Here is a 15,149-nt window from a genome sequence, read left to right on the forward strand (position 1 = left end):
GACAGCAGGAGGCCCAGCACAGGCCTCCTGCTGCAAAATCATCTTTTCTTGAGGGCCTGCTGCAGGATCTGGGGATTGAGCAGGTACCCAAATCCAGCCCGGTTCAGGCTGCGTACCACTTCCTCAGCAGTCATGTTCAGGCTTTCAGCGGTTTGCCCGATGTGCCAGTGGTGCCTGGACAGCTGCGAGAGCCACCAGGCCCGTTTGGTCTGGTCTGCGCCCAGCTGGAAGGTCTTGAGGTACAGCACCTCGCCGTCAGAACGCACCAGGCGCTCTCCGATGGTGTTGGTGGCATTCAGGTCCAGCTCGGTCATGAAACGCTCCAGGCGCAATTGTGCAGGCTTGTAGATGGTTTCTCCGATGATGTTGCGCTGCAGCAAATCCAGCCCCATCACCCGGGTGCTGAATTCTGCCCACTGGTCTCGGGCGGCGTGCAAAGCCTGACGGAGTTCTGCAAGGGTCTTTTTGCCTGCCACCTCCAGTTTGATGTTTAAATCCTGGGCCTGGGACCACAGGGCGTACTGGTAAATCAATTCTCCATAAAAATCGTCCAGCAGGGTCTGGTGCAGGGCACGGTAATCCTCGGGTGTGGGGACCACAAAAGCACTGGCCAGTTTTTCTGCGGTGTAAATCAGAACACCCACCTGCCCTTCGTGGATTTCAAAGGTGCGCAAAGCGTCTTCAAACATGAACAGTGAGCGCCCGGAAACTGCCCTTTCACTGCGAATCCCCAGTCCGTGCTGTTTGGCAAAACGGGAGTATTCCAGCCAGGCAATGTCAGGCCCTCCGAAATACAGGGCCAGAAAAGCCTCCATGCTCAGGTGCAGGGGCAAAAGGCGCACCGAATTGGCATTCTGGCGTTTCACCATGCGCTGGTGGGTGGTGACCGTGAAACCTCCAGCAAACCTGTCCGTTTTTGTGCCTTTGCTGAGCTGCGCCCCAAAGCTGATGGTTGCCTCGTTGCCTTTGGCCCAGTTCAGAATGTACCCGTGGGGAATGAAAGACCAGTATTCGGTGCCGTCATTCAACTGGACACGGCTCAGGTCCTGCTGGTAACGCTCATGGGTGATGCGCACGTCCTGACAGGGCTTCTCACGGATCAGGGGCACCAGCCTGAAAGCCCCACACACCTGGGAGGGGGCAGCACGCAGGCCTTGCAGATTGAGGGTGTCGTTGATTTTCATGACAGTCCTCCTGCAGCAGAAAGCAGCGCGTCCACACGCCCCTGCAGGTAGGTTTCCAGTTCAAGCAGGGTGCTTTTTCCAGTGCTGAAGCGGGCAAAAGCCAGGGTGGTCCCCAGATCCTCGCCTGCCCTCAGGCCCAGCGCAGGAAGGTCTTTGACCAGCGGCTTCACCTGATAATTTTCGGCATCAAACACCGGGCTCAGGTGAAAAATCTGGGCTTTTCCGCCCATCTGGCGGTACCCCTGGTAAATTTGCTCGAAGGCTCCGGGGACATCATTTTCACAGGCATCGCTGACGATCAGGACGGTCTGTGCTCCCCATTCCAGGGCATCCAGCAGGCGTTCTGCCAGAAAGGTCTGGCCTTTTGCATGGTTGAGCAACTGCTTTTTGACAGGGCGGGTCCAGAAAGCGCGGTAATCCTTGCAGGCATTCTGCAGCAGCACATCCACAGACAGGGCCACCGCCAGAGGGCGGTTTTTCTTCACCCTGGAGCCACTGGAAGAATAGGAGTTGTCCAGAATCGCAGCCATTTTGTGGTCTGGCAGGGGCAACTTGCCGTTCTGGCGCAGGATGGCATGGGCAGAGCGCTGCAGAAAACCCGTCAGCTCCTCTTCCCTGTTTCTGCGGTCATCCAGGGTAAGGCCCAGCACGTAAACACACAGCTCAGTCAGGCTGAGCTTTTCGGGATTCAGCTGGATTTTGCCTGCACTGCTGCTTTGCAGGCGCAGGCGTTCCCGGTCGGTCATTTTGCCCTCAATGCGCTTTAAAAACTCAGCTCTGGGAATCTGGTGCTTTGCAGCCAGCCCTTCTGCAATGGAATAAGGCAAATCATAGAGGGCTTCTTTGCTGTAATGGGCCCTTCTGAATTGTTCCAGCAACGGGGTCACAAAGGGCTTTTTGATCCCCTCAAACAGAAAAGCAGACACCTCACCCGAGGGTTTCACATGGGCATGCTGCATGGCCGCTTTCACTTTGCGGCGGTACTTCAGGGCATCAAAAGGCAGGTCTTTGCGGCCAGCAATGAAGGTAGCAATCACCTTGCGGGTGCGGCGGTTGTTGACTTTCCCCCCCTGCAGGCGCTGCAACAGTTTCCAGGCCCTCTGCGGAGGAAGCTGTTTTAAGGCAGCGGTGATCAAACGGTTTTCCAGCAGTCTGAATTCTGCAGGACAATCTTTCCCGGAGCTCAGAAGCTGGTAAATCACCTCCTGCTGGTTGTGGTGGTTCAGGCCTGCCGCCAGCGTTCTGGCATACAGGGTGCGGTAATTTCCACAGATGTACTGGTGCAGAAACCTGAGAGACACCCGCTGCTCCTGTTCTGAACTGTAAAATTCCTGCTGTGAGGTGGCAGCAGCGCAGGCGTTCAGGAAAAGGCTCAGGTCTTCGCGGGTGATGTCCATAAATCAGGGTCTCCTTGGGATGGGCTGTTCGCAACCCATCAAAACAAAATACAGCCTGACCGGGGAGGGTGCAGGGCGACGGAAGTTTCAGGCTACAAAGGCTTGTCTCGGAAGTCACCCATCAGTCCCACGGTCAGGCTGATGTTTCAATTTTAGGTTCTGGCCCTCAGAAAAGACAATGTGCAATTGCCGTAAGCCATTCGGGCAGGCTCAGGTGGTTTCAGGCAGCTCAGTCTGCAGAGGACCGTGAAGAGGAAGCCTGCGATTCGGTGATCATGCGGATGAATTCCCCGGTGATTTCGGGATCCAGGAAGGTGCCCGATTCTTTCTGCAGGATCTCACAGGCATTTTCCCAGGTGAAGGCTTTCTTGTAAGGGCGGTCACTGGTGAGGGCGTCGTACACGTCTACGACCGCAAAGATGCGGGCCAGATGGGGAATGCTCTTGCCGCTCAGGCCTTCAGGATAGCCCGTGCCATTCCAGCGCTCCTGGTGGTACAGAACCACATCCAGCACACTGGGACGCAGGGTGGGGATGCCCTGCAGCAGGTGGTATCCGACCTGGGGGTGTTCCTGGATGTGCTTGCGTTCTTCATCGGTGAGTTTGCCCGGTTTGAGCAGCACCATGTCGGAGATGGCCACCTTGCCCACATCGTGCAGGTAAGCGCCCAGACGCAGGTCGTCCAGCTCCTGTTCACTGACTTTCAGGCGGCGGCCCAGCCTTCCGGCCAGTTCCGTGACCCGCTCGGTGTGGCCCTTGGTTTCAAAGTCCCGGTATTCCAGCACCAGACCCATGGCCCTCAGGGTTTCTTCTCTGGCCCGGGTGAGGTTGGCAAGGTCCACCAGACGGCCAAAAGTCAGGCTGACCCGCTCAGAAACCACGGTCAGCAGTTTGCGGGTGGCCTCGGAAGCGGTCATGCGCACAGGGGCACCCAGCAGCAGGAAACCCAGCACCTCGCCGTTGCCATGAATGGGCAGCACCCCGAAACTGGCCCACAATTCGGTGTTGCCCAGCAGGTGGTCCAGCGCAGAAGTGCTGCCCGACTGGTACAGCTGCGGCCCCAGTTTGCGGAACATCAGCAGGAACCGAATTTTGTTGATGCGCTGGGCAATGCCCTGCAATTCATGCTCCAGAGGCCCACCAGCTGCTCCGGTGTTCCAGTGCAGCACCGCCTGCTGGTCCACGAATTTGATGTAGCCCCCATAACGGTATTCCGTGAGGGGAAGCACAGCTTTCAAGGCACCAGTGGCAAGGTCATCTGGATCGGTCACGGTCTCGAAGTGGTAGGTGAGGTTCAGCAGGGCAGCATAGCGGTCCTGGCGCTCCTGGGCATCGAGTTCGGCCTGTTTGCGGGAGGTGATGTCGCTGGTGGTCAGGTGGTAATCGTGACCTCCCGCAGAACGGAGCACCTTACGGGAACGCGAAGACACCCAGCGCACCTCACCATGCCGGTTGAGGATGCGGTACTCGAAAGGAAATTCCTCTCCGAGGTCCTCAACCTGCAGATTGATGTGGTGTTCTGAGTGAATCACCCGGTGGTCTTCGGGGTGAATCAGGGATTCCGGTTTGAGGCCCAGAAGTTCCTCTGCACTGTAGCCCAGCAAACGCTGCACCGAGGGTGAAGCATAAGTGCAGGTGCCTTCTGTGGAGTACACCCTCAGGAAGCTGTCGGTCTGGTCCAGCAAATGGTCCAGCGATGGATGCAGGGGTTTGCATGCCACCGCCAGCACCGCACTGTCCAGCGGGGTGATGGTGAGCTGGTGGTTTCCAGCATTCAGCTCCATGCCCTGGGGCATGCGGGCCAGGTCCGATTCGGACACTGGAAAGAGCCGCTTGAAGCTCTCTCCCACCAGGGCCGCTGCAGGCATCCCCGTGAGGCGGACTGCACTGGCATTGGCATAAGTCACCATCCAGTCAGAGCTGAGCTGCTGGAATTCCAGCAGCAACAATCCCTCGGTGCTGACATCCAGCAGGCGCTGCACCCATGGGCTGGATGGGAGGTTCGGAACCGGACTCGGGTCAAATTCGGGAAGGTTCATGTGAAGATCGCCTCCTGACAGGCACACGTTCATCCTCAGTATGATTTATCACAGGGCTCTGGGGTGTGATGTGGCAGGAAATGGGCAGAAGGCAGAAAGCAGAAGGCTGAATCAACAAACAGGGAATGTTCAAAAAGATGGTTTTCTCATCAGACATTGGCAAAAGCTCTTTTGGCCTTCTGCCTTCTGCAAAGGTGACACTTGTCACCTCCATCCCTTGACAGCCGTGACTACTGCAGAAAAAGCCTGCCCTTTAACCTGAGGGCATGAAAGCCATCGAAGTTGAGAATGTCAAAAAACATTTTGGAAACGTAGAAGCCCTGAAAGGCGTGACTTTTTCGGCCCAGCAGGGGGAGGTGGTGGCCTTTCTGGGCCCCAACGGTGCAGGCAAAACCACCACCATCAGCATCATGCTGGGCATGCGTGCCCCCAGCAGTGGAACTGTAAAAGTGTTCGGGATGAACCCCCGAATCCCAAAGGCCAGAGCGCGTCTGGGAGCCATGCTGCAGGAAAGCGATCTGCCTGCCACCCTGAAAGTCAAAGAAGCGGTGGAGCTGTTCAGAAGGCTGTACCCCAGGTCTTTGCCTTTTCAGCAGATCATGGACATGGCAGACCTGACCGAGATTGCAGACCGCCTGTGCGGCAACCTCTCGGGTGGGCAACGTCGCCGCCTGAGTTTCGCCCTCAGTGTGTGTGGAAACCCCGATGTGCTGTTCCTGGATGAACCCACTGTGGCCATGGATGTGCAGTCCAGAGCTGCATTCTGGGACAGCGTGCGCAAATTCAAAAGCGAAGGCAAAACCATCATCCTCACCACCCACCATCTGGAAGAAGCGGATGCCCTGTCAGACCGCGTGCTGGTGATTGACCACGGCAAAGTGATTGTGGAGGGCACCCCCAGAGCCATCAAAGAGCAGGTGGGAGGCACCCGCATCCGTTTTCATGGTCAGGTGCAGGAACAGCAGTTGCAGAACCTGCCCGGCGTGACCCGCGTCAACATCAACGGGGTGAACGAGGTCTACACCCGCGCTCCAGAGGCCGCCCTGCGGGAAATCCTGCAGCACGACATCACCGATCTGGAAGTCAGCAAGGCCAGCCTGGAAGAGGCCTTCCTGAACATCACCGCTCGCAACTGATCTCACACCTGATTCTGAAAGGAACCCCATGAACCGTTTCCTGTACCTGGTTTACTCTGAACTGATCCGCCTGATTCGCCTGCCCGCCTACCTGATTCCCACCCTGGTGTTCCCCGTGATGTTTTTTTCCATCTTCGGGTTGCCCAACGCCAAAAATGAACTGGGAGGCGTGAATGCCGCCACTTACATCCTGATTTCCTTCAGTGCCTACTCCCTGATTTCCACCTCGCTGTTTGCCTTCGGGGTGTCCATCGCTGCAGAACGCGGACTGGGCTGGCAGAAACTCATGCGGGTCACCCCCCTCAATCCCATGCTGTACTTTGCCAGCAAAATTGTGAATGCCCTGCTGCAAGGCATCTTCATCATCATCCTGCTGGGATTGTTTGCCAGCTTTGTGGGGCACCTGAATTACGATGTGCTGCTGTTCGTGAAAACCGTGGGCAAATTGCTGCTGGGCGTTTCGGCTTTCGTGGCCCTGGGATTGTGGATTGGTTATGTGGGTGGCCCCAACAGTGCTGCAGGCATTGCCAACCTGATTTTCCTGCCCATGAGTTTTGCCAGCGGTCTGTTCATGCCCCTGCAATTCATGCCCGAATTCCTGCGCAACATCGCCCCTTACACCCCCGCTTACCACTTCGCACAGATTGGCTGGATGAGCATCGGGGCCAAAAGCGACACCACCGAACTGGTGCACTGGATCTGGCTGTTGAGTTACGGCGCACTGTTCTTCCTGCTGGCCCTGGTGGCTTTCCGCAGGGATGAAGGCAAAAACTTCGGTTGAGCCTGCACCCATCCCCATCCCTCCTCCCCCCTGTCGGATGCACCGGGGGGAGGTTTAAACTGGAGGCACCATGATCGCCCGACGAGACACCATGTTCCGATTCATGCCCGTGGCGTGGCTTTTCTTCCTGACCTTCCCAATCACCAACCTGATCAAAGACGCCCGTGGTCCCCTGGATTACCTGCTGGGGACAGGCATGCTGCTGGTGTTCTTGTGGCTGTACTTCTGGGTGTTTCGGGCCTTCAAACCCCAGCGCCCGCTGGAAACTTTCCCTTACTGGAACATTCTGGCGGTGCTGTGGTGCTTCATGATGTTCTTCGCAGGGATGCCCTTTTTTGGCTGGAATGGGACCACCTTTCTGGTGTATGCAGCAAGCCTGGGGGCCTTCCAGCGCAGCCTGACCCTCAGCATTGGCACCGTGGCTGCGGTGCTGGCGGTGTTCCTGTGGAGCGTTTTCGTGAAGGGGGTGCCCGCCGGAGAACTCATCACCATCATGCTGCTCTCGGTGTCGGTGGCGATTGGCAACCACTTCGGGTATGCAGCCATGGAATCTGGCATTCGCATGAAAACCCTGCAGCAGGAAAAAGAAAACCTGGCCCGCATTGCTGAACGGGAACGCATTGCCCGTGACCTGCACGACCTGCTGGGCCACACCCTCAGCGTGATTGTGCTGAAAGCCGAACTGGCCTCCAAATTGATTGAACGCAACCCGGAACGCGCCAAAGCAGAGATCAAAGAAGTGGAGCAGATTTCCAGAGAGGCCCTCACAGAAGTGCGACTGGCCGTGCAGGGTTACAAGGGCACCGACCTGAAAAGCGAACTGGGTCGGGCCAAAATCGCCCTGGATGCTGCAGGCATCAAACTGGAATATCTGGTGTCTGAAGTGGAATTGGGCATGGAACAGCAAAGCGCCCTGCAACTGATTTTTCGGGAAGCCATCACCAACATCATCCGGCACTCCAGGGCAAAACACTGCCAGGTGTCCCTGGAAGAACAGCGCGGCAACATCCTGCTGAAAATCATCGACGATGGGGTTGGGGTGGGCCAGCAGGTGGGCAACGGCATGAAAGGCATGCGTGAGCGCACCGAAGCCCTCGGAGGCAAATTCACTGTGAAAAACCAGTCTGGAACCGTCATTGAAGTGTGCATTCCAAAAGGCAATCCAGACACCCAGAAGGCCATCCAGGGGGTCACAGCATGATCCGGGTCTTGATTGCCGAAGACCAGGTGATGATCCTGGGGGCCTTAAAAGCCCTGCTGGAACTGGAAGGCGACATCGAGGTGCTGGCCGCCACCAAAAACGGTACAGAGGCCCTGAGGGCTGCCCTGGAGGTCAAACCCGACATCGTCATCACCGACATTGAGATGCCCGAAAAAACCGGTCTGGAACTGGCCCAGGATCTGAAGCAGCAACTCCCGAAAACCCGGGTGATCATCGTGACCACCTTTGCCAGGGCAGGTTACCTGCGCCGCGCCATGGAAGCCGGAGTCAAAGGTTACCTGCTCAAAGATGCCCCTTCAGATGAACTGGCAGAGGCCATCCGGCGGGTGCACGGAGGAGGCATTGTGATCAACCCTATGCTGGCCGCAGAAGCCTGGACCGATCAGGACCCCCTCACAGACAGAGAGCGACAGGTGCTCCGTCTGGCCCATGAAGGCATGACCTCGGGCCAGATCGCAGAGAAAATCCATCTTTCAGAAGGCACGGTGCGCAACTACCTCTCGGAAGCCATTTCCAAACTTGGGGCCAGCAACCGGGTGGAAGCCGCCCGCATGGCACGGGAGAAGGGGTGGTTGTAGGTTTTTTTGGTGGTGGGGTGGGCATTTGAACGTTCTGAGGGTTAAATCCCCCGCTTGATTGGAATGTTCTTCTGGGAGCACTGAGGGTGAGATCCCCCTGCCCTTCGCTAAAGCTCAGGGCTGTCCCCCGTCAGCGTTGGGGGATGGGTGTAAGACGAGAGAAATCCCCCTTCGTTAAGGGGGAACCAACGAGCAAAGCGAGTTGCAGGGGGATCTGACCCTCAGGACTCTGATCTGGCTTCCTCCTCACCAAGCTCCCTGCTCAGGGGTCTTGCCCCTCTGAGCATCCAGTCCTTGAAGGGCAAATCTTCCAGCCAGTCCTGCAGGGTGGGGATTTTTCCGAGGTCTTCGATCACATGCTGCTCACCGATCAATCGGGTGGGAACCACTTTGCCGTCGGATTTGCGGGTGAGGGTGACCCCAAAGACCTGCTCGCACAGAAAAATGCCGAAACTGGAGTGCAGCACGGCCCTGTGACGCAAGTCTGCCCAGGATGCTTTGGTCTGGTCAAACCAGCTGTGCACCTCCAGGTAGTCTTCAGGGATGCCACCGAATTTGCGGGCAGAACTGCGGGCGTGGTGGTAGGGGTGGGCCATCAGAGGCCTCCATCAAAGGGTTCAAATTCCAATCCGAAAAGCTGCACGGCCTGGGCAATCTCATCTTCGGGCACCCGGTATGCCCGGAAGTTTTTTTCTTCAGGGTCCACCACGCCTGCGTTGATCAGGGTTTTGGCCTGCTCAAGTGCAGCTTCATCTTCTGTGGTGCTTTCCACCACATCATAAAAGCGGATTCTGTCCAGCACATCCATGACCTGATGAAGGCGTTCATCAGAGAGGTGGGCTGGGATTTCAATGTCCATCCAGGCCGTTTTCGGGTTTTTCTTGCTGTCCTGAAAAATGGAAGCATCCCCAAGGGCCTCTGCCAGCTTCTGATAGAAAGCCTGCAAGGGAAGTGAGGTCAACAGTTCTGTTGACCCCAGCGCGTAATCTTGCAACCGCAATCCCCGAAAACGGGGCAGGGCCAGGGTTCTGGCATGTTGCTCGGCTTCCTCATGGGTGTCAAAAACCTGCATGGGTTCGGTGCAGATGTTGTCCTCGAACCAGGGGGCATAGATTTCATCGGTGTACATGTAATCACGGTCCATCACCAGATAAGCTTTGGGCATGTTCAGGTCTCCTTTATGCAGAATATCAAATAAAATTCTTCTGTAGGCGTATTCACGTCACACCAGGAGGTGACCTCAATTCTGATTTTTGGAGGCTTCTTCCAGCTCCCTGATGTACTCAATGATGTCTTCCACCCCTCGCTTTTCCCCGGCAGCTTCAAAACAGCGCAGGGCCTCCAGAAAAGCAGGCTGGGCCTCTGTGTAATTTTCTTCCGCCAGATGCAGCTCTCCAATCCCCCGATAAGCGCAGGCCTGGGCAATCAGGTCGGTGCTTCTCTGGGCATAAAACAGGCTGGTGTGCAGTTCCAAACTGGCTTTTTCGGTGTTCCCCAGCCTGAGATGGCACATCCCGAGTTCATAGCTGTTGATGGCCCTCGGAAAGGCATCATCGGGAATCAATGGCTTTTCCTGCTCAAAGGCGGTCAGGGCACCCTCATAATCCCCCTGCAGTCGGCGCAACATCCCAATCTGGTGCATGGCCTGGTGGCCCCGTGGATCCTGCTTTTCCACAGCTTCCTGAAACAGCTTCTGGTACAGGTCCTCTGCTTCCTGAAAAAGTCCCAGGTTCACGTACACGTACCCCAGACCAAAACGGGCCTGTTCATCCTGCGGGTGGGCTCTCAGGTGGTTTTCGTATAAATCTCTGGCCCGCTCCAGATCTCCTGCATCAAAAGCGTCCCAGGCCTGTTCTGAAAGGTTCATGGTTCAGTTGTACAGGATTTTGGGGTAAAAAGGGCCGAGGGCCGAGAGCCAAGGGCTCACTGCCAAAGCCCTGATCGGCCCTGAAACAGCTGTTGCTCAATCCCAGGCTTATGAGGTGCAGTGTTTTGCACCTTCAAAAGAAATGCAAGGCAGGCTGCTTTTGCTCTCGGCCCTCGGCCCTCGGCTGCAATTGTCCCCCTTTTTGTGCCACAATCTCCCTGATGAAACTGGTCATTGGCGTCACCGGAGGAAGCGGAGCCCCTTACACGCTGGATTTGCTGCGCACCCTGAAAAAGCTGCAGGTTCCCACCCATCTGGTGGTTTCAGAGGGGGCAAAACGGGTGTGGGAAACCGAGGGAACCCAGTCCATAGAAGAACTGCTGGACCTGGCCACAGAAGTGCACGATGACCGCAACCTGGCGGCCAGCATTGCCTCTGGCAGCCACAGAACGCTGGGCATGGTGGTGGTGCCCTGCAGCAGTTCCACCCTGGCCAAAGTGGCCCTGGGGCTGGGAGACAACCTGATCTCCCGTGCTGCACACGTCACCCTCAAGGAGCGGCGCACCCTGGTGCTGGTGCCCAGAGAGGCCCCTTACCCCAGACCCATGCTGGAAAACATGCTCAGGGCCCACGATGCTGGCGCTGTGATTCTGCCTGCCAGTCCTGGTTTTTACAGCACCCCTGAAAAGGTGGAGGACATTCTGGCGTTCCTGACCGCCCGCATTCTGGATCAGTTTGGTCTGGACAGTGGAGGCATGCAAAGGTGGACCGGGAAATGACCCCTCCACGTTTTGCAGCCCTGATTCCAGCAGCAGGAAGCGGGTCCAGGCTGGGTTTTGGCATCCCCAAAGCCCTGGTGGACCTGCAAGGCAAGACCTTGCTTGAGCGCGCCATTGAAAACCTCGCTCCTCTGGTGGATGAGGTGGTGGTGGCCCTGCCAGAAGGCCAGTCCATCGAAAGCCCGGTCAAGCAGATTGTGGGAGGAAACACCCGTCAGGACAGCGTGTTCCGGTTGCTGCAAGCCACCGAAGCCGATTTTGTGCTGATCCATGATGCAGCACGCCCTTTTCTGGGTGCAAAAGTGCTGGAACGCATCAAGGGAAGGGTGATCCAGAGTGGCGCTGTCACTGCAGCTCTGCCTGCCACAGACACCCTGGTGCATTCCTCGGGAGGGTTCTGGGGGTATCTGGTGGACCGCAGCAAGACCTGGGCCGTACAGACCCCACAGGCTTTCCGCAGAACGCTGATTCTGGACGCCCACCTGAAAGCATTGCAGGAAGGCTTTGAAGCCACCGATGATGCAGGACTGGCCAACAAATACGGTTCCAACGTGGAACTGGTGCTGGGAGATTCCAGGCTGTTCAAAGTCACCACACCCGCAGATTTTGAACTGGCCACCGCTTTTGCGCAGCTCTGGGACCAGAAACGGAGCACCCCTTCATGAGCCAGATCCTGCAACGTTTTGCTCCGGCCAAAGTCAATCTGGGCCTCTCGGTGACCGGGGTGCTGGACAATGGTTACCACACCCTGCACAGCCTGATGGTGCCCCTCTCCGTCGGAGATGACCTGACCTTCGAGGTTGCAGATGTTCTGACCCTGCAGGTCACAGGCGCAGACCTCCCCACCGATGAACGCAACCTCGTGTACCGTGCGGCCCAGGCTTACCTGCGTGCGGCAGACATCAAAACCGGAGTCAGGATCACCCTGCACAAGAAGCTTCCTCTGGCTTCCGGTGTGGGAGGCGGGTCCAGCGATGCTGCCACCACCCTGATGGCTTTAAAAGAACTGTATCCCAGCAGCATGGATTTGCATCCCCTGGCAACATCCCTGGGTGCAGATGTACCGTTTTTCCTGATCCAGCAAGCCGCCCTTGCTGAAGGCATTGGAGAGAAACTGACCCCTGTGGAATTGCCCGAACTGCATCTGGTGCTGGTCAATCCAGGCACCGAGGTGAGTGCCCGTGATGCTTACCTGTGGCTGGACCAGAGTGGAGAATTCACCGCAGAGCTTCCCCTCTCGAACATCTTGCATGCTTTAAAACACCGTCTAAATGTGCCTTACTTCAATGCACTGGAACCTGCTGTGGTCACCAGACATCCTGAAATTGCAGCTGTGCTGCAGACCCTCAGAGAAACGGGCCTGACCAGCCCCATGATGAGCGGATCCGGCAGCACCTGTTTTGCCCTGGCCCGCACTGCAAAAGAAGCAGGACAGGCCGTGCAAATCCTGAAATCCCATTTTCCCATGCATTGGTGCACTGCAGCCCACACCCTTGCTTAAATCAACTGTTCAGTTTAAGGGTGATCCGGGCCAGGGTGTCCACCACCCTCTGCAGGGCTTTTTCATTCTTGCCTGTCAACTGGCCTGCCTCGTTGAAGGCTGTTTCGCAGTTGGTGACAGAAACGGTGTCTGGCAAAACAATGCAACCCAGACGGTGCAGCAAAAACACTGCAGCCTGTAAAGATCTGGCTCCCCCGTAAGGCCCAGGAGAAGCCGTGATCACAGCCGCAGGTTTGTGCATGAAAGGATCTAGACCCCGCTCTGTGCCGTTTTTTCTGGACATCCAATCCAGCGTGTTTTTCAGCACTCCGGTCAGGCCACCGTTGTATTCAGGAGAGGCCAGCAGCAGTCCCTGGTGTTCTTTCAACAGGGTTCTGAGCTGTACAGCCTGTTCAGGCAGGCCTTTTGCTTCCTCAATGTCTGCATCGTAGAGGGGCAGGGGGTAATCTTTCAGGTCAATGGGGGTGATCTCCAGGGTGTCTGGAGCCAGACGCAAAGCTTCGTAAAGGAGTTTCTTGTTCCAGGATTCGGTTCTCAGGCTGCCCGCAAAGGCCAGAATGCGCACGGTCATGGCTTCACCTCAATGCCTGAAGTATACCCATCTGGCCCTGCACCAGCGCAGCCACCCACACCAGAGAAAGCGTATACACGTATAATTTAGACATCCAATCCGCCCCTCTCTCTGGGCGAACTGAAAAGGGGTGAACATGAAACGCGGTTTTCAAACCAAAAGTCCATCCAGCACCCCTGAAATGATCGCCAATGCCCTCAGACAGGCCATCATTCAGGGCAAATACCGGGGAGGGGAACCTCTGCGGCAAGACGAGGTGGCCTCCGAATTCGGGGTCAGCAAAATTCCCGTCCGGGAAGCCCTATACCAGCTCAAAGCCGAGGGTCTGGTCACCTTCATCCCCAACCGGGGCTCGGTGGTCAGTGAACTGTCCATCGAAGAGGTCGATGAAATCTACCTGATGCGCATCGCCCTGGAACCCACCATTCTGGAACGGGCCATTCATGGCCTCACCCCCACCGACTTCATCCGGGCCAGAGGCTTGCTGGACGTGATGGACGAAACCGAAGACCCTGCAGGTCTGGCCGAACTCAACTGGGAATTCCACGCCACCCTGTATGGGGCCGCCAATTTGAACCGCCTGATGGAATCCATCCGCGTGCTGCACACCAACTCTGCCCGTTACATGGCCATTTATCTGGGCGGCGAGGACCGCAACAAAACCTCCCAGCAGGAGCACCGCAACCTGCTGCAGGCCTGCACCGAACGGGACCTCGAAAAATCCCGTCTGCTGCTGATCGAGCACCTGGAAACCGCGAAGCACCATCTGCTGGGGATTTTGAGGCAGGCGTAGTTTTGTAGGGGCAAGGCGTGCAGAGGGACCAAGCTACGGTCCCTCGTTCTGCACAAGACAGCATGCCTCGCCCTTCCCTGTCCAGCCCTGGATCCAGTCCGCTCAGTCCGCGTATCTGGCCAGCAAATGCCGCCCGATGATCATGCGTTGCACTTCGCTGGTGCCTTCGCCAATCAGGGTCAGGCGGTTGTCGCGCCAGAAGCGTTCCACGGGGTATTCCCGGATGTAACCGTAGCCTCCCAGGATCTGGATGGCATTGTCACAGGCGCGGTTTGCTGCTTCTGAGGCGTAAAGTTTTGCTTTTGCTGCTGCTTCCGTAAAAGGCTGGCCTGCATCTTTCAGGTGGGCGGCTTTGGAGATCAGCAGACGGGCAGCTTCCAGTTCGGTGCTCATGTCGGCAAGCTTGAACTGGATGGCCTGATGGTGGGCTATAGGTTTGCCAAACTGTGCACGGGAGAGGGCGTAACGGGTGGCGTATTCCATGGCTCCCCTGCCCAGACCCAGTGCCATTGCGCCAATCCCAATGCGACCTCCGTCCAGCACGCGCATCACGTCTTTGAAAGCCTCTCCCCTGTTGCCCAGCAGGGCTTCTTTTGGAAGGTGGATGTCTTCAAAGATGATCTGGGCGGTGTCGCTGGACCTCAGACCCAGTTTGTCTTCTTTGCGGCCCACACTGAAACCTGAAACCTCGTCCCGGTTGAACACGAAGGCGCTGATGCCATCGTTTTTGCCTTTGCCTTCTCTGGGGGGATCGGTGCGGGCAATCACCACGTAGGTGCCGCCCACAGAGCCCTGGGTGATGAAGTTTTTGGAGCCATTCAGGATCCAGCTGCCATCAGGCTGTTCCACGGCACGGGTTTGCAGACCTGCAGAATCAGAGCCGCTTCCAGCTTCGGTGAGGCCCCAGGCACCCAGCTTCTGGGCACTGGCGAGGTCTGGAATGAATTTCTTCTTCTGCTCTTCAGTCCCTGCAATGAGGATGTGGCCCTGGCACAGGCTGTTGTGGCTGGCCACGGTCAGGCACAGGCTGCCATCCACGCTGGCGAGTTCTTCGATCAGCAGGGCAAAAGTGTGGGTGCTGAGGCCCGATCCACCGTACGCTTCTGGGGTGCAGGCACCCATCACGCCCATTTCACCAAGGTCTTTCACCAGATCATGCGGAAAATGTCCGCTGTGGTCCCGTTCGGTGGCTCCGGGTTCGGCTTTCTGCAGCAGGTAGTCTTTGAGGCTCAGCACCATGGCTTTTTCTTCGTTTGAGATGTCAAACCACATTGGTTTGCTCCTTTTTGGGAAACACTGGTC

The 15,149-nt window shown here is 57.0% G+C and carries 16 protein-coding genes; 8 read left to right on the plus strand and 8 right to left on the minus strand.

Translation table 11 applies throughout. The annotated features are described in order from the left end of the window. Window positions 1-38: 38 nt before the first annotated feature. The 3 genes from IEY52_RS04310 to IEY52_RS04320 form a co-directional block, all read right to left on the minus strand. Window positions 39-1,184: an ARPP-2 domain-containing protein gene (locus IEY52_RS04310; protein WP_189000360.1), complete on the minus strand. Its 1,146-nt coding sequence runs from the start codon at window positions 1,182-1,184 to the stop codon at window positions 39-41. Next, window positions 1,181-2,581 carry a hypothetical protein gene (locus tag IEY52_RS04315; protein WP_189000363.1) on the minus strand — a complete coding sequence of 467 codons (1,401 nt, stop codon included), beginning with the start codon at window positions 2,579-2,581 and terminating at the stop codon, window positions 1,181-1,183. Before IEY52_RS04315 ends, IEY52_RS04310 begins: the two co-directional genes overlap by 4 nt. Before the next feature lie 229 nt (window positions 2,582-2,810). Continuing rightward, window positions 2,811-4,619, minus strand: coding sequence for an HD domain-containing phosphohydrolase (locus IEY52_RS04320; RefSeq protein ID WP_189000366.1), 1,809 nt, complete (start codon window positions 4,617-4,619; stop codon window positions 2,811-2,813). Between the two features lie 266 nt (window positions 4,620-4,885). Here IEY52_RS04320 and IEY52_RS04325 point away from each other — a divergent pair, with 266 nt between their 5' ends. From IEY52_RS04325 to IEY52_RS04340, 4 genes are all read left to right on the plus strand, one after another. Further along, a complete protein-coding gene (locus tag IEY52_RS04325; protein ID WP_189000369.1) occupies window positions 4,886-5,755 on the plus strand; it encodes an ABC transporter ATP-binding protein in 870 nt (289 codons plus the stop codon). Window positions 5,756-5,783: 28 nt separating this feature from the next. After that, window positions 5,784-6,536: an ABC transporter permease gene (locus IEY52_RS04330; protein ID WP_189000372.1), complete on the plus strand. Its 753-nt coding sequence runs from the start codon at window positions 5,784-5,786 to the stop codon at window positions 6,534-6,536. Window positions 6,537-6,606: 70 nt separating this feature from the next. Further along, window positions 6,607-7,737, plus strand: coding sequence for a sensor histidine kinase (locus IEY52_RS04335; RefSeq protein ID WP_189000375.1), 1,131 nt, complete (start codon window positions 6,607-6,609; stop codon window positions 7,735-7,737). Further along, window positions 7,734-8,336 (plus strand): response regulator transcription factor, encoded by a 603-nt coding sequence (locus IEY52_RS04340; protein ID WP_189000378.1) that lies wholly within the window; start codon window positions 7,734-7,736, stop codon window positions 8,334-8,336. Before IEY52_RS04335 ends, IEY52_RS04340 begins: the two co-directional genes overlap by 4 nt. 221 nt (window positions 8,337-8,557) lie before the next feature. On the opposite strand, the gene IEY52_RS04345 is transcribed toward IEY52_RS04340, so the two are convergent. The 3 genes from IEY52_RS04345 to IEY52_RS04355 all read right to left on the minus strand — a co-directional run bounded on the left by IEY52_RS04345 (window position 8,558) and on the right by IEY52_RS04355 (window position 10,203). After that, window positions 8,558-8,932 (minus strand): DUF6915 family protein, encoded by a 375-nt coding sequence (locus tag IEY52_RS04345; RefSeq protein ID WP_189000381.1) that lies wholly within the window; start codon window positions 8,930-8,932, stop codon window positions 8,558-8,560. Next, entirely contained in the window at window positions 8,932-9,501 is a 570-nt protein-coding gene (locus IEY52_RS04350) for a hypothetical protein (RefSeq protein ID WP_189000384.1), read from the minus strand. Before IEY52_RS04350 ends, IEY52_RS04345 begins: the two co-directional genes overlap by 1 nt. Window positions 9,502-9,576: 75 nt before the next feature. Then, window positions 9,577-10,203 carry a tetratricopeptide repeat protein gene (locus IEY52_RS04355; protein WP_189000387.1) on the minus strand — a complete coding sequence of 209 codons (627 nt, stop codon included), beginning with the start codon at window positions 10,201-10,203 and terminating at the stop codon, window positions 9,577-9,579. Between the two features lie 221 nt (window positions 10,204-10,424). Here IEY52_RS04355 and IEY52_RS04360 point away from each other — a divergent pair, with 221 nt between their 5' ends. Genes IEY52_RS04360 through IEY52_RS04370 form a run of 3 tightly spaced genes read left to right on the plus strand, consistent with a single transcriptional unit; the run spans window position 10,425 to window position 12,483 of the window. Continuing rightward, complete coding sequence (locus IEY52_RS04360; protein ID WP_189000390.1) at window positions 10,425-10,982, plus strand: UbiX family flavin prenyltransferase; 558 nt, start codon at window positions 10,425-10,427, stop codon at window positions 10,980-10,982. Next, window positions 10,979-11,647, plus strand: coding sequence for a 2-C-methyl-D-erythritol 4-phosphate cytidylyltransferase (gene ispD, locus IEY52_RS04365; RefSeq protein WP_189000393.1), 669 nt, complete (start codon window positions 10,979-10,981; stop codon window positions 11,645-11,647). Before IEY52_RS04360 ends, ispD begins: the two co-directional genes overlap by 4 nt. Then, window positions 11,644-12,483: a 4-(cytidine 5'-diphospho)-2-C-methyl-D-erythritol kinase gene (locus tag IEY52_RS04370; RefSeq protein WP_189000396.1), complete on the plus strand. Its 840-nt coding sequence runs from the start codon at window positions 11,644-11,646 to the stop codon at window positions 12,481-12,483. Before ispD ends, IEY52_RS04370 begins: the two co-directional genes overlap by 4 nt. Window position 12,484: 1 nt before the next feature. On the opposite strand, the gene IEY52_RS04375 is transcribed toward IEY52_RS04370, so the two are convergent. Beyond that, entirely contained in the window at window positions 12,485-13,054 is a 570-nt protein-coding gene (locus IEY52_RS04375) for an NADPH-dependent FMN reductase (protein ID WP_189000400.1), read from the minus strand. Between the two features lie 136 nt (window positions 13,055-13,190). On the opposite strand from IEY52_RS04375, the gene IEY52_RS04380 reads away from it, so the two are divergent. Then, window positions 13,191-13,847, plus strand: a complete 657-nt coding sequence (locus IEY52_RS04380; RefSeq protein WP_189000404.1) for a GntR family transcriptional regulator — start codon at window positions 13,191-13,193, stop codon at window positions 13,845-13,847. 102 nt (window positions 13,848-13,949) lie between these two features. Here IEY52_RS04380 and IEY52_RS04385 read toward each other — a convergent pair whose 3' ends face one another. Next, window positions 13,950-15,119 (minus strand): acyl-CoA dehydrogenase family protein, encoded by a 1,170-nt coding sequence (locus IEY52_RS04385; protein WP_189000407.1) that lies wholly within the window; start codon window positions 15,117-15,119, stop codon window positions 13,950-13,952. Window positions 15,120-15,149: the final 30 nt, after the last annotated feature.

The sequence above is a fragment of the Deinococcus roseus genome, from assembly GCF_014646895.1.
In the GTDB taxonomy this organism is placed as follows: domain Bacteria; phylum Deinococcota; class Deinococci; order Deinococcales; family Deinococcaceae; genus Deinococcus_C; species Deinococcus_C roseus.

What these genes read in the sequence shown, in the direction of transcription:
- IEY52_RS04345 (WP_189000381.1), bottom strand. Translation starts at nt 8,932, where the DNA reads ATGGCCCACCCCTACCACCACGCCCGCAGTTCTGCCCGCAAATTCGGT.
- IEY52_RS04375 (WP_189000400.1), bottom strand. Translation starts at nt 13,054, where the DNA reads ATGACCGTGCGCATTCTGGCCTTTGCGGGCAGCCTGAGAACCGAATCC.
- ispD (WP_189000393.1), top strand. Translation starts at nt 10,979, where the DNA reads ATGACCCCTCCACGTTTTGCAGCCCTGATTCCAGCAGCAGGAAGCGGG.
- IEY52_RS04335 (WP_189000375.1), top strand. Translation starts at nt 6,607, where the DNA reads ATGATCGCCCGACGAGACACCATGTTCCGATTCATGCCCGTGGCGTGG.
- IEY52_RS04350 (WP_189000384.1), bottom strand. Translation starts at nt 9,501, where the DNA reads ATGCCCAAAGCTTATCTGGTGATGGACCGTGATTACATGTACACCGAT.
- IEY52_RS04370 (WP_189000396.1), top strand. Translation starts at nt 11,644, where the DNA reads ATGAGCCAGATCCTGCAACGTTTTGCTCCGGCCAAAGTCAATCTGGGC.
- IEY52_RS04325 (WP_189000369.1), top strand. Translation starts at nt 4,886, where the DNA reads ATGAAAGCCATCGAAGTTGAGAATGTCAAAAAACATTTTGGAAACGTA.
- IEY52_RS04315 (WP_189000363.1), bottom strand. Translation starts at nt 2,581, where the DNA reads ATGGACATCACCCGCGAAGACCTGAGCCTTTTCCTGAACGCCTGCGCT.
- IEY52_RS04310 (WP_189000360.1), bottom strand. Translation starts at nt 1,184, where the DNA reads ATGAAAATCAACGACACCCTCAATCTGCAAGGCCTGCGTGCTGCCCCC.
- IEY52_RS04330 (WP_189000372.1), top strand. Translation starts at nt 5,784, where the DNA reads ATGAACCGTTTCCTGTACCTGGTTTACTCTGAACTGATCCGCCTGATT.
- IEY52_RS04385 (WP_189000407.1), bottom strand. Translation starts at nt 15,119, where the DNA reads ATGTGGTTTGACATCTCAAACGAAGAAAAAGCCATGGTGCTGAGCCTC.
- IEY52_RS04320 (WP_189000366.1), bottom strand. Translation starts at nt 4,619, where the DNA reads ATGAACCTTCCCGAATTTGACCCGAGTCCGGTTCCGAACCTCCCATCC.
- IEY52_RS04380 (WP_189000404.1), top strand. Translation starts at nt 13,191, where the DNA reads ATGAAACGCGGTTTTCAAACCAAAAGTCCATCCAGCACCCCTGAAATG.
- IEY52_RS04360 (WP_189000390.1), top strand. Translation starts at nt 10,425, where the DNA reads ATGAAACTGGTCATTGGCGTCACCGGAGGAAGCGGAGCCCCTTACACG.
- IEY52_RS04355 (WP_189000387.1), bottom strand. Translation starts at nt 10,203, where the DNA reads ATGAACCTTTCAGAACAGGCCTGGGACGCTTTTGATGCAGGAGATCTG.
- IEY52_RS04340 (WP_189000378.1), top strand. Translation starts at nt 7,734, where the DNA reads ATGATCCGGGTCTTGATTGCCGAAGACCAGGTGATGATCCTGGGGGCC.